At 44.8% G+C, this 15,032-nt stretch carries 12 protein-coding genes; 5 read left to right on the forward strand and 7 right to left on the reverse strand.

The window, feature by feature from the left end:
- From ACED25_RS15495 to ACED25_RS15505, 3 genes are all read left to right on the forward strand, one after another.
- The coding region (locus tag ACED25_RS15495; RefSeq protein ID WP_371695604.1) for a peptide deformylase at nt 1–237 on the forward strand (237 nt) is incomplete at its 5' end.
- Between the two features lie 825 nt (nt 238–1,062).
- Nucleotides 1,063–2,739, forward strand: coding sequence for a hypothetical protein (locus tag ACED25_RS15500; RefSeq protein ID WP_371695605.1), 1,677 nt, complete (start codon nt 1,063–1,065; stop codon nt 2,737–2,739).
- A 287-nt stretch (nt 2,740–3,026) separates the two neighbouring features.
- Nucleotides 3,027–4,271 carry an ISL3 family transposase gene (locus tag ACED25_RS15505; RefSeq protein ID WP_371695606.1) on the forward strand — a complete coding sequence of 415 codons (1,245 nt, stop codon included), beginning with the start codon at nt 3,027–3,029 and terminating at the stop codon, nt 4,269–4,271.
- Nucleotides 4,272–4,353: 82 nt separating this feature from the next.
- Here the strand turns inward: ACED25_RS15505 and mpaA are convergent, their stop codons facing one another.
- A complete protein-coding gene (gene mpaA, locus ACED25_RS15510; protein WP_371695607.1) occupies nt 4,354–5,064 on the reverse strand; it encodes a murein tripeptide amidase MpaA in 711 nt (236 codons plus the stop codon).
- 324 nt (nt 5,065–5,388) lie between these two features.
- On the opposite strand from mpaA, the gene ACED25_RS15515 reads away from it, so the two are divergent.
- The gene (locus ACED25_RS15515; protein ID WP_371695608.1) at nt 5,389–7,014 is read left to right on the forward strand and encodes an ABC transporter substrate-binding protein; all 1,626 of its coding nucleotides are present in this window, start codon (nt 5,389–5,391) and stop codon (nt 7,012–7,014) included.
- A 107-nt stretch (nt 7,015–7,121) separates the two neighbouring features.
- Here the strand turns inward: ACED25_RS15515 and ACED25_RS15520 are convergent, their stop codons facing one another.
- From ACED25_RS15520 to ACED25_RS15535, 4 genes are all read right to left on the reverse strand, one after another.
- The gene (locus tag ACED25_RS15520) at nt 7,122–8,546 is read right to left on the reverse strand and encodes a fructose-specific PTS transporter subunit EIIC (RefSeq protein WP_371695609.1); all 1,425 of its coding nucleotides are present in this window, start codon (nt 8,544–8,546) and stop codon (nt 7,122–7,124) included.
- A gap of 13 nt (nt 8,547–8,559) precedes the next feature.
- Nucleotides 8,560–9,000 (reverse strand): PTS sugar transporter subunit IIA, encoded by a 441-nt coding sequence (locus ACED25_RS15525; RefSeq protein ID WP_371695610.1) that lies wholly within the window; start codon nt 8,998–9,000, stop codon nt 8,560–8,562.
- Between the two features lie 259 nt (nt 9,001–9,259).
- A complete protein-coding gene (gene manA / locus ACED25_RS15530; RefSeq protein ID WP_371695611.1) occupies nt 9,260–10,477 on the reverse strand; it encodes a mannose-6-phosphate isomerase, class I in 1,218 nt (405 codons plus the stop codon).
- 131 nt (nt 10,478–10,608) lie between these two features.
- The gene (locus ACED25_RS15535; protein WP_371695612.1) at nt 10,609–12,513 is read right to left on the reverse strand and encodes a fructose-specific PTS transporter subunit EIIC; all 1,905 of its coding nucleotides are present in this window, start codon (nt 12,511–12,513) and stop codon (nt 10,609–10,611) included.
- Between the two features lie 378 nt (nt 12,514–12,891).
- Between ACED25_RS15535 and ACED25_RS15540 the strand changes: the two genes are divergently transcribed.
- Nucleotides 12,892–13,731, forward strand: coding sequence for a helix-turn-helix transcriptional regulator (locus tag ACED25_RS15540; protein ID WP_009846231.1), 840 nt, complete (start codon nt 12,892–12,894; stop codon nt 13,729–13,731).
- Nucleotides 13,732–13,826: 95 nt separating this feature from the next.
- Here ACED25_RS15540 and ACED25_RS15545 read toward each other — a convergent pair whose 3' ends face one another.
- Entirely contained in the window at nt 13,827–14,600 is a 774-nt protein-coding gene (locus tag ACED25_RS15545; RefSeq protein WP_371695640.1) for a PTS sugar transporter subunit IIA, read from the reverse strand.
- A 7-nt stretch (nt 14,601–14,607) separates the two neighbouring features.
- On the reverse strand, nt 14,608–14,910 hold the full coding sequence (locus ACED25_RS15550; RefSeq protein WP_009846233.1) for a PTS fructose transporter subunit IIB: 303 nt from the start codon (nt 14,908–14,910) through the stop codon (nt 14,608–14,610).
- Nucleotides 14,911–15,032: the final 122 nt, after the last annotated feature.

Raw genomic sequence — 15,032 nt, forward strand, 5'->3', positions numbered from 1 at the left:
GGTTGTTTATCAGTTCCTGACTATTATGCCGACGTAGAGCGTTTTACTTCAGTTGTTGTGTCTGCTTTAGATCGCGAAGGTAAACCAATGACCATCGAAAGTGATGAGTTTCTAGCTATCGTAATGCAGCACGAAATAGATCATTTGTCGGGTAACTTGTTTATTGACTATCTTTCACCACTTAAGCGTCAAATGGCTATGAAAAAGGTTAAAAAGTACGTTAAAGCGCACTCTTAACTTCCGTCTATCAATATAGGTTATTACATCCTGTTGGCTGCGTGAGTAGCCAATGCTTTTCGAACAACAAAGTTATCTGCTTCGCTTTGTCATTTCGGTCATTAAACATTGCTTACGACAAACACATATAGAAGATCTCTTATTGTGGTCTCTCCGCAGCCAACCACTATTGGCTAGGCCATTAGACATTTATCGGTTGATAATTACGGTACGACAGAATCGCTTGGTGATCACACGAGCTAGCCATCGTGACTAACTCAGAGCTGCCCCATTGTAAGTTTAACCGATTAACTACCCAGTTCGCAGAAGCATAATTGAGCTTATATTTAGTAATTCCCAAACATTGAAGTAAAGCTAGGTGATACCTCGGGCTATGGTAAATTCACCGTACCACTACAATTATTGATGTTGAACAAACAACTGTCCCCTCTCTTTTCGTCTTCGTAAGAACATAATGAACCTCCAATTAACGGACACACGTCCCCAAGAGAGCAAAGGTAAATTATGTCCTTTTTTAGAACTTTCAGTGATGACCTTCATGAACTTAACTTTACGGGCTTATCGCCTGTAGAGAAGCAACGTATTATGCAGGGGCTGTACGATAAAGGTCACGATGTCAAAACTATTTCCAAGAAGCTAAATCTTAATGAGTCTTTCGTACGAAGCAGAATTAACGCTAGTCGAGGGAGAGGCCCAGCTTTAGCTTAAGTGAGGACCATAAATGAGAGTACTATCTACCAAAATAGTGCTCTCTTTCTCAAAGTAATGCAGCAATAACCGCCAACACTGTCATTCTAACCTTCCTTCATCGTAGAGGATTACTTAATGAATAAAGACGACTTGAACGCTTACACTGAACTATTTATCAAGTGTAGTAGTAGTGAAGAGTACATCCCCAACCCTCAAGCTTATTCTCCACTGTATATTCAACTGTATAATGCACTTTTAAACAAACAGGAACCAGAATTGCTAGGTATTGGCAGTATAGAATCTTTGCCTGAATCAACGTTAGAAGACATTAATTGCCGTTCCACCAACCCTTTCGACAGGTACTTGATGGCCAACTATATATCTCCCTTTGAGCTAAGCTACCCCCTTCCTATACCAGAAGAAGATTTAAAATATCAACGCCTCAATCAATATTTATGCCATAGATACAACAAGGCCTCGCAGGAATCCGACAGTTTCAAACAAGATAGGGCTTTTAAGGATGTGCTATCTCTATTTCCAGTAAAACATAGGGATACCTTTGGGGCGAAAGATAATAAAAAATACCGCTCAAGCTTTTTCAAATTACTAACTCTAAATTACAAGTTATCTCGTGTGAATGAAAAGTGGAAGGATCACGCTAGACGAGCATCCCTTTCAGATCGTACTCATTACCATATGGACACTATTGTTGCTTTCAATGGGTTAGATAGTGAAGTATCAAAACAAGCTTCTGCTACTTTCATGACTTTATACTATGAACTCGACCAAAGTAGCCCTGACGGTGACTCTCAATCCTCGAGAAATATAGTAGTCATTCCTACTGCTCTTGATCTGATTGATTTTTCAGTACGAGACAGATTAGTTGAAAAATGGTGTGAAGGTTTGGATGATGAAGAAAGGCATGAGGAAACAGTTGGAAGCATTAAACAGCACATTACAAGCGCCCATAAAAAAATTGAGACGCAAGTACAGTATGATGATCCACACCACCACTTTTGTGACGTATTAAAAACTGCCATTTTATGCAACAGCCATTACAACAAGCTGTTAGCCAAACGTGAATTTGAGGATTCAATTTACAAGAATGATGAGTGTGAGCAAGTTTTCAGCTCGCTAACAAAAGACATGTCTTGGTACGTAAAATCGCTAGGAAGAGAGGAGTTAACAAGTCTGATAATAGAGTCAATTCCTAGTATTAAAGAGACCTTGTCGAATAACACTTTTGATGAACAAATATGGTCTATCGCTAGACATCTAAAACCCCTGCTAATCGATCGTATACCCAGCTTATCTGATAGTGCTGCCAATAACTTAAGTGTATTATTTGTTGTCCTTTGTAAACGAAAACTCCCTCGAATTCGCGGTTCTTTGCAGGGGGCTAATCGCCTCTATAGCCTTTGGAAGTCATTAAAGGATGGAAGCTCGAAAGTCAACAACGAATCCCTGAGCCTATGGGAATACGAATCTGTATATCGCCCATCTCTATTGCATATGATGGAGTTAGTTAGCCTATTCGTTATATGGAAATCAAACAAAACCATCAATAGATTTGACCAATTTGTACGATTGAGAAAAGAAATATTAGATTCACAAATAACTGTGAATGACATTCTTGATGGTGAATGCCATTGTCATATATTGATCCTGCCAAATATACTCACACCACAGAAAGAGCCTATAGAGAATGATCCTGTATTTGAACGATTTTGGAGAAAATCAGATCCGAAAATCCAATCACTATTAAAGCATTTAAAGGAACACATAAAACGAGCAAGTCTTCAATGGCCTTAGTAATTCAATCTGTGAAAATGGCAATGAGAACTCAAAAAAGGCTAACTCAATGAACTTATCATCTTGATGGATGACCTGACTGATATAGGAGTTTTCCATCCACCATATTTGCAGTAGGTTGCATGTGTAGCGGATGAGTAAATTTTCTCACTAGTTTTACAGTCAATTCGAATGCTTTGCGTTAGCAGAGGGGCTCTTCTCCGCTTTGTTGAGTCATAACGCAATACTTATGACTTCTACCATACTGACTAATAACCCTTTTTTAGCCAGTATGGATGAGTCCTATTTTGACCCAGTTACTTTCTCAGCTTTTACATATTCAGGGGCAGGCAATCCAGTCGATTAAGGTCGATGAATCCACTCAAACTGTTGACGTTTACTGTCGTCGAGACCGACGATTTAAAGTGACCGACCCCAAGTCTAACCAAGCTTGCACCGTCAATACTTACGTTTCTCGAACCATTTATGACTTGCCGATAAGTGGCCGATGTTGTCGAATTCATATTGAGCTTGCGCAAATCCGTACAACCGAAGGTGAGCGACGTATTGAAGAGTGTGACTTTGTAGAAAAAGGTGTACGTTATTCCAAACGATTCTGTGAACAAATTAGTGGTTTGTGCCGTCACATGCCCATCAGTGTGATTGCGAGACACTATGGACTTCGCTGGGAAACGATTAAGAATATTGACAAAGCGGCGCTGCATCGAACGTTGCCACCCTCTGAGCCGTCAAAACTCCGTGGATTAAAACGGATTGGCGTTGATGAAGTCGCAAAAGCCAAAGGGCACGACTATATGACTGTGGTGTATAACATGGATAACGGCCAATTGATTTGGGTCGAACATGGTCGTACACACCGCGTTCTCGAAGCCTTTCTCACACAACTTACCGAACAAACTGCCCAAGGGATTCAGGCCGTTGCAATGGATATGGGGAAGGCTTACCAAAAAGCCGTCAGAGAAAACCTGCCGAATGCTGACATCGTTTTTGACCGATTCCATGTCGTCCAACAATATAGCCAACTCATTCGACGAGAGCGTTCGTATGAGTTCAAAAAAGCGGTCTGTAGAGAAGATAAAACGCTGATTAAAGGCTCGCTTTACCTTCTATTAAAGAATCCAGAAAGGCTGTCAGAAAACCAAACGGACAAACTGAAAATGTTACTCAAAGCTAATCGCCGTCTGAGTGAAATCTACGTTCTTAAAGAGCAGCTAAAAAGTATCTGGCGAGCGGAAACCTATCAGCAAATGGCTTACCGTTTAGACGCTTGGTGTCAGTTAGCCAAAGCGACAAGAATAATGAGCGTGCAAGGTTTTGTATCCATGCTGCAAGACCACAAAGAAGGCATCTGTAACTTTGCAAAGTATGACCGACTAACCAGCTCTATCATCGAGGCAGGCAATGTATCAATAGGATTGTTGCGCAGAAGAGCACGAGGGATAAGAGATACCGAATACTTCAAACTGAAGATTAAACAGCTTTCAGTACCTGAGGTGAATTCAATGTTATACCCTTCTGTCAAGCTCATCTAAGCGGAGAAGAGCCGCAGAGGTTATCCGACATCTCACTGTTGGACAACATTTGTAACTTACTTTTGTCCAAAAGCGTGTTTGTCTAACCAATCTCCTCACACCCCAACACAGCCACAAACGCATCCAAATATTGCTCGATAGTCAAATCAGCAGACACTGGCGGCAGTTCTACGGTAATACACGGTAGGCTTCTTTCTTGGCACCATGTGCCGAATGAGCCTGGGGTTTCGTAATCAACGTCTTCGACGAGTGGTAGGTTGAACTGTTTGCCTAGCCAAGAGGCGAGTTCTGATTGGGTTGGGTCGTCGACCATCGCGAGCGGTTCGTGGAAAGAGATGACGAACTTGGGTTGGCGTTGTTCTATGAGGTTAATGAGCGACTGCACTTCCGGTTCAAGCTGATCGGCTTGGCCGGTTTTAACTTTTACATCTCTGACTGGGGTGTGAGAGCTCCAGCGATAGACGGTGCCATTTTCTGTCCAGTTTTGAGTTGGAAAGGCGCGGTTTAAATCGACTTGATTGGCGTTAGCGCGAGTGCCAAGCTGGTTGCCGTCTGGGTTCATCGACAGAATCACATCGTGTCGTAAGTTGGCGGCAGGCAAGCTTCTCAGGGCGCAAGATAAACCTGCAATAGAAGCGGTCTCATCGCCGTGTGTGCCCGCTAAGATCAGCCCGCGAGATTCGCTTTCTACTTGTGCGGGGAAATAGAGCAAAGGCGCACCCAACACCGATTTTCCATATGACAGCGGCTTTATCGAAAACGCAGCTCTTTCCGTTCTTGGAATTAAACTCACCTTAATCTCCTGATTGATCAAGTACTATCAAATAGTAATACCAATCGTAGTAAATAACTGTTCACCCTAGCTTGTTAAAAATCTCGATAACGTCGTTAGATTTTTTGATTGTAGAATAACTACTTATCGAAACTATTTATTGAAAAGAGCAGCCTTGTTCTCAAGCTTTTTTCCTGCGCTATTTTTGAACACTTACTTACTGTGATTGGTATAACTACTATTTAGATGACCTCTATTAAATAAACCATAGCGTCAAAACACGTCAACCGTCGCATTGTTAATTTTATTACTTTGCTTCAAAGATAGGCTAGGAGAGCAAAAAACATGGATTTTAAGAAACATTCAACGGCTTTACTCATTTCATCTTTATTGACCCCTTTTATCTCAGTGACTGCCGTTGCTGAAACCTTACCTGCTGGTGTTTCACTGGCAAAAGAGCAACATTTGGTGCGAGCCAATGATGCAGAAGCTGCGACACTCGATCCGGCAAAGGCAGAAGGCTTGCCTGAAATGCACATTCTACGTGACCTGTTTGAAGGTTTAGTGATCCAAGATCGCGATGGCAATATAACTCCGGGTGTCGCGGAATCTTGGGAAACCGAAGACAACCAGACGTTTGTATTTCACCTGCGTAAAGATGCGCAATGGTCGAATGGCGATCCGGTGACGGCCGATGATTTCGTGTATGCGATAAGACGCGCGGTTGACCCGAAACTCGCTTCACCAAATGTGTGGTATCTCAAGCTAACTCAAATCAAAAATATCGCTGATGTGGCAGAAGGTAAGAAGCCCGTTGAAGAGCTCGGTATCTCGGCTGTTGATAAGCACACGGTGAAATTCGAACTCGATAGTAAAGTGCCATACTTTGTGGCGATGACAGGCCACACTTCAATGATGCCCGTTCACAAGGCAACGCTAGAAAACAGCGATAAGCCGTGGAGCGATCCGAAGCAGTTTGTTGGCAATGGTGCGTTTGTTTTAGGCGAGTGGGTGGTTAACGAGCGCATTGAACTGGAGAAGAACCCTAACTATTGGGACAGTTCAGATACGCACTTAACCCAAGTGACTTACATTCCGTTTGAGAACCAGAATGCTTCGATCAACCGTTATGCGGTGGGCGAGGTCGATATCACGTCTGATGTGCCGACACACATGGCGCAGCAACTAAAAATGAAATATCAAGACGCGTATACAGCGGTACCTTTATTGTGTACTTACTATTACGCGTTCAATACCACACGCCCTCCGTTTGATGATGCGCGAGTGCGTAAAGCGGTGTCTTATTCCATGATGCGTAATGTGATTACTAATGGAGTGACTCAAGTAGGTAACTTACCGGCTTATACCTTTGCTCATGAATACACGGCAGGTTTTGATGCTACTCAGCCTGAGTACAGTACATGGATTCAAAGGGAGCGTGACCAAAAGGCGAAAGAGTTGCTGAAAGAAGCCGGATACGATGCTTCTAACCCGCTAGATTTTAAATTGCTTTACAACACCAGTGAATCGAATAAGTCGATTGCGGTGGCGATTGCATCCATGCTGAAAAGTAATCTAGGCGCGCAAGTTGAGTTGGAAAACCAAGAGTGGAAGTCTTACCTAGTATCACGTCGCCAAGGTGATTTTGATGTGATGCGAGCATCTTGGTGTGGTGATTACAATGAAGCGTCGACCTTCTTAAGCCTTCTGCGTTCTGAATCTTCAGGCAACTTTGCTCGTTACAACAACGAAAAGTACGACTCAGCAATGGATAGCGCATTGGCTGCAACTAATGAGCAAGAACGCCAAGGTTTCTATGACCAAGCGGAGCAGTTACTGGCTGAAGACATGCCGATCGCGCCAATCTACTACTACATGCAAGCTCGCCTAGTGCGACCAAGTGTCGGTGGCTTTGCTAAGAACAACGTAGAAGGCCGCATCTATTCTAAGGATCTTTATATCAAGCAGTAAAAAGCTTTGAACATTATATAAATATAAAATCCCCATTCGCTGACAAGGCGAATGGGGATTTTAGTTACTAGGGGGTAGTAATTTTATCTTCTAACTTGTTTCAGGTTTTAAATAGCCACCATGTCCGCGGCTTTCTTCATTGCTTCCTTGGTTGAGCATTCAATTACGTTCGCGTTAGCAAAGCGGTGAGCGTCTTTCACTTGAATATCGTGAGCCAAGATAACTAGCTTCGCGTTCGCTACATCTAGGTCGCTGATGCGGTTCTGAATACCGTTTTGACCTTGAGTTTCTACCTTAATCTTAAGGCCTGCTGCTAAGCCTGCTTTCTCTAGTGCTTTCGCTGCCATGAAGGTGTGTGCAACACCTGAAGGACAACATGTTACGGCTACGATGTCGTACTCGCCTTCGCCTGCTACAGGAGCTGTTTGAGCTTGTACTGGTGCTTCAATCATGTCTTCTTCGGTTTCAACCGCGACAGGTTTCCAGAAGCCAACGATAACCGCTGTGGTTAGCGAGCCAAGTGCAATACCGACCACGTACATTGGAATGTTGCTTGATACAGGTGCAGTGATTAGGCCGCCCCACGGTGCGTGTAGTAGAACGTCTGTCATGAAGCCGAATACACAGCCCACGATACCACCGGCAACGATTGAAGGAAGTACGCGCATTGGGTCGTTCGCTGCGAACGGGATAGCACCCTCAGAGATACCGATAGAACCCATGATTGCCGCTGCTTTACCTGCTTCTTGCTCCTGTTTAGAGAACTTGTTTTTGAATAGGAAAGTCGCCAATGCCATACCTAGAGGTGGTGTACAAATCGCGATGCCTACACCGCCCATTAGCCAAGGTTGAGTGTCTACTTGAGTTTGAGCAAATAGCGTTGCTACTTTGTTGATAGGGCCGCCCATATCAAACGCCGTCATACCACCAAGGATTGTGCCCAGAACCATCTTAGACGCGCCAGCCATTGAAGCTAGGAACTCGTTCATTGAAGACATGAACAGTTTGATTGGCTCACCAATGCCCCACAGTACGATGCCGGCAGAGATTAACGTGCCTAGAAGCGGGTAGATGAAGTAAGCACCTAGCGCAGTCATGTTGGTAGAAAGCGGGATCTTCTTAAGTTGGGACACCACGCCACCGGCGATAAAGCCAGCCACGATACAACCAAGGAAGCCGCCGCCCATGTCAGCCATGATGCCAGAAGAGATCATCGCAGGTGCCAGTGCTGGTTTATCTGCAATTGAGTAACCAATAAAGCCGCCAAGAATGATTGGGAAAAGAACAAGGCCTTTGATACCGATATTAGAGATGTCTGCTAGCAGGCCGTCTGCAGGTACAGCGCCTTTGCCTGATGCCATTACCGCTAAAGCCAATAGAACACCACCGGCTACGATGAAAGGCAGCATGTGTGAGGTTCCGAAAAGCAGGTGACCTTTCATGGTGCTAAGGATTTTTTTAAAGTCGCTACTACTGTTTTTGTTATTAGAATTACTACTGGTATTCGTAGCTTGAGTTGTTAGGGTGCTCATAATTTTCTACGCCTTATGAATTAATTAAAATATTAAGGATTTGATGTTCATCTTTTGCGTTATGGATATTCTGGATAAATTCATCGCTGAATTTTCCAAACAGTTCTTGTAGTACATAAATATGATGGTCAGCACCGTTGTCTGGTGATGCGATCATAAAAAATACGGTTGGGTTGATGCCGTCTTCATCGCCATACTCAATGCCTTCGCGCTTAACACCTACAGCGATAGCTGGCTCTGTTACTGCCTTGCTTTTTGAGTGTGGGTAAGCGATGCCGTCCATTGAAGTGATGCTTTGAGATTCACGAATTTCAACGTCTGCCAAGAAGGCTTCTTTATTACTGATTCGGCTGTTCTCAAATAACATGCCTGCCAATTCTTCAAACAGTTCTTTTTTATTATTCGCTTGAAGGTTGTTATTAATTAAGTTGACGTTAGTTAGCTGTGTGATCATTTATTAACTCATTCACTATTGAAGTTCTTGAATTAAAATTAATGGATTAACCCGATTCGCGAAATAGCAAATAAAAGCCCTTCACTGTACATTTGTATCCAGCAAAATTAAGTGTGATTTGCATCATTCATCCAGTGTGAGATAGGTCATATTTGATGGCGTTTTTGATTATGTTTTTGACACGCCGAGCGACCTCCTCAGAAACAAAAATGCCCCGCATGAGCAGGGCAGTAAGACTTTGTACTGATTTGTCAGGGAACTAGCTGTAAGCGCGCGCTACGCGTCCAACGCAGTCCAGCTTGTAACTCTTAGCATAAGCCGGAATGAACACGGACTGGCCTTTCTCTATCACGCAGGTTTCGCCGCACTGGTGAGTGAGCACCATAGATTCGTCGAGTGGCAGTAGGATCTCGGCACCTTCGGTGGTGATCTTTCTTTGATGTGAGTTTTGGACGATAGAGAACTTAAAATCCTCGACTGGAATTTGGTATTCCATCACATCACCTTGCTCTATCGGGCTGAGCAGTAATCTATCCGCAGGCTTTTCATTGAATTGAGTACAAGAGACTAATTCATTGATATCCATGTATTTAGGCGTCAAGCCTGCGCGGAGTACATTGTCTGAATTCGCCATAACTTCTAAGCCCGTGCCTTTGATGTAAGCGTGGGGTGTCTCGGCATCCAGGTACATGGCTTGCCCCGGCTTTAGAGTGATCACGTTCAATAGCAGTGGAGCAAACAACCCGACATCACCCGGGTATTGCTCTTCCAGTTCTGAAATCAACTGAAACACAGGTGTATCTGAAAGCTTCGCCTTCACCAGCAACATGGTCAGCGCCATGCCTTTTTGTTCTCCTTGCAAAGACAACAAGCTTGCAAAGAAGCAGGCTAAGCCATTCGGTGTTTGGTCGCCCTCGAGATCGTTGACCATCGAATGCAACTCAGGAATATCGAGGTAGTGGAAGTGCTCAAGGATCTCGTTGATAGACCTGAAACCGTTCATTGCGGTGTAGTCGGTTAATGCATACACCAGTTCTGGCTTGTGATTAGGATCCTTGTAGTTACGGTTACCCGCTGTCATTGGAATGCCTTGTTGCTCTTCTAGTGCATATCCAGATTCCGCTTGTTGCTTGTTCGGGTGAACTTGAACAGAGAGTGCTTTCTCAGCCGCTAACACCTTGAATAGGTAAGGCAGTTCGCCAAAACGACTTGCGACTTTCTCGCTTAGAAACAGGCTAAGGTTCTTAGAGATCAAGCTCGATAATGTGGTCTGCTGCCCGTTGTCGTTCACCATTGAGCAACCATTCGGGTGAGCACCCATCCAGATCTCCGCCTGCGGCTCACCAGATTGGTTATCAATACCAAACAACTGGCTAAACGAAGAAGGGCTACCCCATGCGTAGTTTTGAATCACGTTGGTCATAGGGTAGAAAAAGCGTTGTACGAACGAGTCGTTCGCTAAAGAAAAATCAGACATCGAAATCACCATGAAGGGAAACATGGCTTGAGCTCTACTCGACTTACTCATTAGTAAAAAACTAGCAACTAAAGTATTAGCGGCTAAAAAAAGGAGAGTAGAAGGGCTCAAGCCATTGGAGTTGAAATGGCTTAAGCCGCTGCTGTCGTTAGCTTGGCTTTGCGTAGATTTTTAAGCGCGATACAAGTAACCGCAGTCACACCCGCACCTGATGCCATGCACAGAAGTGCCAGCATTGGGTAGTTCATTGCGCCTAGTAGAGCAACAACCGGACCACCGTGAGCCACGCTGTTGGTGATACCGAATGAGAACGCCATAACAGCGGCAGTCATTGAACCAAGTACGTTGGCAGGGATAACCGACATCGGATCTTGAGCCGCGAAAGGAATCGCACCTTCTGATATACCCACCAAGCCCATTGCGCCTGCTGCTTTACCTGCTTCGATTTCAGAAGATTCGAACAGGTCGAACTTGCGGCCAAGTCTGGTTGCGATGGCCATACCCAGTGGAGCCACAGGAATTGCACACGCCATCGCACCCATGAATTGAGTTTGACCGCTGGCAATCATGCCGACTGAGAATAGGAACGCTACTTTGTTGAATGGGCCGCCCATATCGAAACCAGCCATACCACCCAGTACGATGCCTAGCAGAACCACGTTGCCTGTACTCATGCTCGTTAGTAGTGCAGTAAGAGCATCCATCAGCCCAGCGATTGGCGCGCCGATAACAAAGATGAACAGACCCGCGATGAATAGAGAACCAGTGATCGGAGCGATCATGATAGGCACAAGCGGTTGAACGAACTTGTGGTAGTTGAACGAGGTGATCCATTTAACGAAGTAACCCACCAATAGACCGGCAATGATTGCGCCGATGAAGCCTGTGCCTGCGTCAGCGCCGTAGAAAGAGCCGTTGTTAGCAATCCAACCACCGATAAGGCCAGGGGTTAGGGCAGGGCGGTCAGCAATCGCGTAAGCAATGTAGCCAGCCAAGATTGGGATCATTAATGTGAAGGCAACCACGCCCACTTCTAGGATTTGGTTCCACATGCTGCCAGCAGGAATCGCCATGCCAGATTCGCTTGGCTCACCGCCAATGGCTAGTGCTAGGGCAATCAATAGGCCGCCCGTCACCACGAATGGGATCATGTGTGATACGCCATTCATCAAGTAACGATAAAGGTCTGAACGCGCTTGTGAGGCTTTTTCTGCAACAGATTGGTTGGTAGGTGCTTGTTCAGCTTGGTAGCTAGGTGCGTTGAGTGCTTGCTTAATCAAGCCTTGCGCGTCTTTGATTGGCGCTTTCACGTTGGTGCTGATAACGCGTTTTCCGGCAAAGCGAGCCATGTCGACCTGTTTGTCACAAGCGACGACAATCGCGTCTGCGCGTTCGATCTCTTCTTGAGTTGGGCTGTTTTTAACACCAATAGAACCGTTAGTTTCGACCTTGATGTCGTAGCCAAGAGCCGCCGCGCCTTTCTCTAGCGCTTCGGCTGCCAAATAAGTGTGTGCAACGCCAGCTGGGCAGCCTGTCACACCAATGATGAAGCCTTGTTTCTCAACGTTGGTTTCCGTTTCTGATGGCTCAGGTTTGGTAAGCAGTAGTTCCAAAGCTTCTTGTTCAGATTGAGCATTCATAAAGCTTTCGATAAAGCCTTCTTCAATCAGTTTTGAAGAAAGCTCTGCCAATACTTCGATGTGGTGATCATCGCCGCCATCTGGAGACGCAATCATGAAGAAGAGTTTTGATGGCTGACCGTCATCGGCGCCGTACTCGATGCCCTGTTGATGGACGCCGATAACAACCGCGGGTTTGATCACCGCGCTGCTTTTCGCATGTGGCAGGGCAATGCCTTCTTCAAATCCGGTATTACCTTGTTCTTCTCTCGCCTTAATGTCGGCAAGAAACTGTACTTTGTCTGAAATTCGGCCTTGTGTGTAAAGCACGTCTATCAGCTCTTTAAATACGTCTTCTTTTGAATTAGCGCTAAGCGAAAGCTTAATCAAATCTTGATTGATCAATGTCGTGATCATAATGAACCCCTACTCTGTTTTTATTTTGTTAGAGGTATTCTGGAATCTACGGCTTACCTTCTGTAGTGAAGAAAAAATGCATTTACTGGATGATTGTTGCGTTATAAGTGGAGTGTGATTTTGATCGGTCGAGTGGGCGCTTTTAGGACGATGTTGACAGAGTTAAAGATGTGTTGAGGCTTTTATTTATAAGGGCTGTAGCGTATTTGTTTATCAGGGCAGGAACGTGCTAGGTCAGTTTTGTTACTGGAAATTTATTTCCGTGACTGGATTTTTGTAACCTAGATCTCAAATTGTGATTTTGCTCAATAGCGCTATGTTTCACTAAGGGGTATATCTATTCCCGTAGCCTTATTGCTGCCCATTAGAGTTCGAATAATGATATTTCATGACTTAATCTCGTCTGTATTAAATGAGCGAGAACCGTTTCATAACATCTGGTTTGCTGGAGATTTTCACACGCCTTCAGCATGCAGTTATCAGGTGAACTTTCCACGTTTAGAGCTGGTGCTAGACGGAGAGTATATTAATGAAATGGAGAGTCATGATCGCAAAATAACCAACGTTATCGCCAAAGCCGGAGACGCGATTTTCATCCCACCGAACTGCTGGAATAAGCCGAATTGGGATACTGATTGCTCTGTGTTGAGCATGTTGTTTGGTCGTCGTCAGCTTGGTTTAAGTTTGGTGAGTAAGCGCAAAGGCGAGGAGAGCTTTTACGATATCCAAAAACACAGTATTCAGACTCGCTCTGGGTTTGCAATTGATAACATTTTGGAGGCGCTCAGCTCACTAGCGAGAGAGAGTAACAAGCAGCCGATGGATGAGTTATTGCTGCAAGCTCTACTGCAATACAGTAAAACCATGCTGGAAGCGCCCGTAGAAAAATCTCATAGCCGAGTACAGGATGTGTATCAGGGGATTTGTATCTACATTCAAGAAAACTTCCACCGCCAGATCACCCGAGACAGCATTGCCTCACGCTTTAGTATTTCATCCAATCACTTGTCGCGAATGTTCCGTCAACAAGGCCACATGACGCTGGCAGAATACATCACCCGAGTCCGTGTTGACCGCGCCAAATTCATGCTCAAGAAGTACAATTTCAAGCTCAATGAAGTGGCATTACGTTGCGGCTTTAAGGATGTGAACTACTTCTGTCGAGTATTTAAGAATCGCACCGGTAGAACGCCGACTGAATATCGAGGCTCTATCTAACGAGTCAGCTCAATTTCATAAACCTGACTTGTTGAGGCAGACAAGCGAGCGAGCGGCTGGGCTATTGAGTAAGGATCGTGAACGGGTTACAAGCACTAAAGCAGGCGAGATGAGATATACATCAGCAAGGCTTGTAAATCGACACTGCTTCGAGTCTTTTGCAAACGCTCGTTGACCTGATCGTGAAGTAGGTTTCTAGTTAGGTTGGTAGCCGCCACAATGTGTTCACGTTGCGGCTTGGTTGGCAGTACTAAAGCGATAGCAACGTGTACTTGGCCAATTTGAGATGCCCAGTCAATCGGGTTGTCACTGACGATCACCGCGATCGAGAGATCTTGAGTAGATTCAAACATCACATGGGGCAGTGCGATACCCGGTGACACGCAGGTTGAAGAGCGTTCTTCTCGCTTAATGAAAGCCAAAATCAGCTCATCTGGATCTTCTGGATAAACGAGGTGAGCGAGCCCTTTCAAGCACTCAAATTTTGTCAGTTGAGTTTGCGCCTTAGCGTGGTGCCACTTGATGTCACAAGGCGGGCATATCTGAGGCATACGTTGGATTAAATCGTTAGAGAACTCATGATTCACTTGTGAGCCAACCATGTCGTAATGCTCAGCAATCACGTCTTTTATTACAAAACATGCGAGTTCAGCATCAATCCCTACCGCGGTTATCTGACACAAATCCCCCTGGAGTAAACCCACTTGTAATATCGCGACAGATTTGGAGAGATCAGCGGTTCGATTTTGAGTGATGTTGATAATGCGGATGTTGCTTTTGAACTTCTTCGCTAAACGAGTCAACGGCTGCGCGACGTGTGAGTTCGCGGCAGGATCGTCAACGAAGAAGGTGATCTGATATTCATTCATGAAAGGTTTAAGTTCGACAATGCTTGATAAAGACTTTATCGACACTCAATAACACCTCTTCCATTGGAATGAATACGGTTTTCGCTGGGTCAAATCGACTTGGTTGTTCGATGTCGATATCAGAGACGATCAACACTTTGTCTGCGAGGGTAATATCCTGGCCTGTCAGTAAGTTTTCAATCCCCATAGCGCCTTGAGTCTCAACCTTGATTGAAACATTGAATTTTGGGGCTGTTTTATTTAGTGCATCAGCTGCCATATAGGTGTGCGCAATGCCTGTAGGGCACGCAGTTACCGCTACAATTCTCATTATTATTCTCGGTGTGCTTAGATCGACAGTTACTTGGATCGATGGGACTATCTGAATCTAGGAAGTTTATGGATTCCCGTTTTTAATTCAAAGGTGAACGTCACACTCTTGCTTCTTGGTTA

This window comes from Vibrio sp. 1F263 (assembly GCF_041439035.1).
Taxonomy (GTDB): domain Bacteria; phylum Pseudomonadota; class Gammaproteobacteria; order Enterobacterales; family Vibrionaceae; genus Vibrio; species Vibrio tasmaniensis_A.

Coding starts and splice junctions, on each gene's coding strand:
- ACED25_RS15545 (WP_371695640.1), bottom strand. CDS start 14,600: ATGAATGAATATCAGATCACCTTCTTCGTTGACGATCCTGCCGCGAAC.
- ACED25_RS15520 (WP_371695609.1), bottom strand. CDS start 8,546: ATGAGCACCCTAACAACTCAAGCTACGAATACCAGTAGTAATTCTAAT.
- ACED25_RS15525 (WP_371695610.1), bottom strand. CDS start 9,000: ATGATCACACAGCTAACTAACGTCAACTTAATTAATAACAACCTTCAA.
- ACED25_RS15500 (WP_371695605.1), top strand. CDS start 1,063: ATGAATAAAGACGACTTGAACGCTTACACTGAACTATTTATCAAGTGT.
- ACED25_RS15515 (WP_371695608.1), top strand. CDS start 5,389: ATGGATTTTAAGAAACATTCAACGGCTTTACTCATTTCATCTTTATTG.
- ACED25_RS15550 (WP_009846233.1), bottom strand. CDS start 14,910: ATGAGAATTGTAGCGGTAACTGCGTGCCCTACAGGCATTGCGCACACC.
- manA (WP_371695611.1), bottom strand. CDS start 10,477: ATGTCTGATTTTTCTTTAGCGAACGACTCGTTCGTACAACGCTTTTTC.
- ACED25_RS15535 (WP_371695612.1), bottom strand. CDS start 12,513: ATGATCACGACATTGATCAATCAAGATTTGATTAAGCTTTCGCTTAGC.
- ACED25_RS15540 (WP_009846231.1), top strand. CDS start 12,892: ATGATATTTCATGACTTAATCTCGTCTGTATTAAATGAGCGAGAACCG.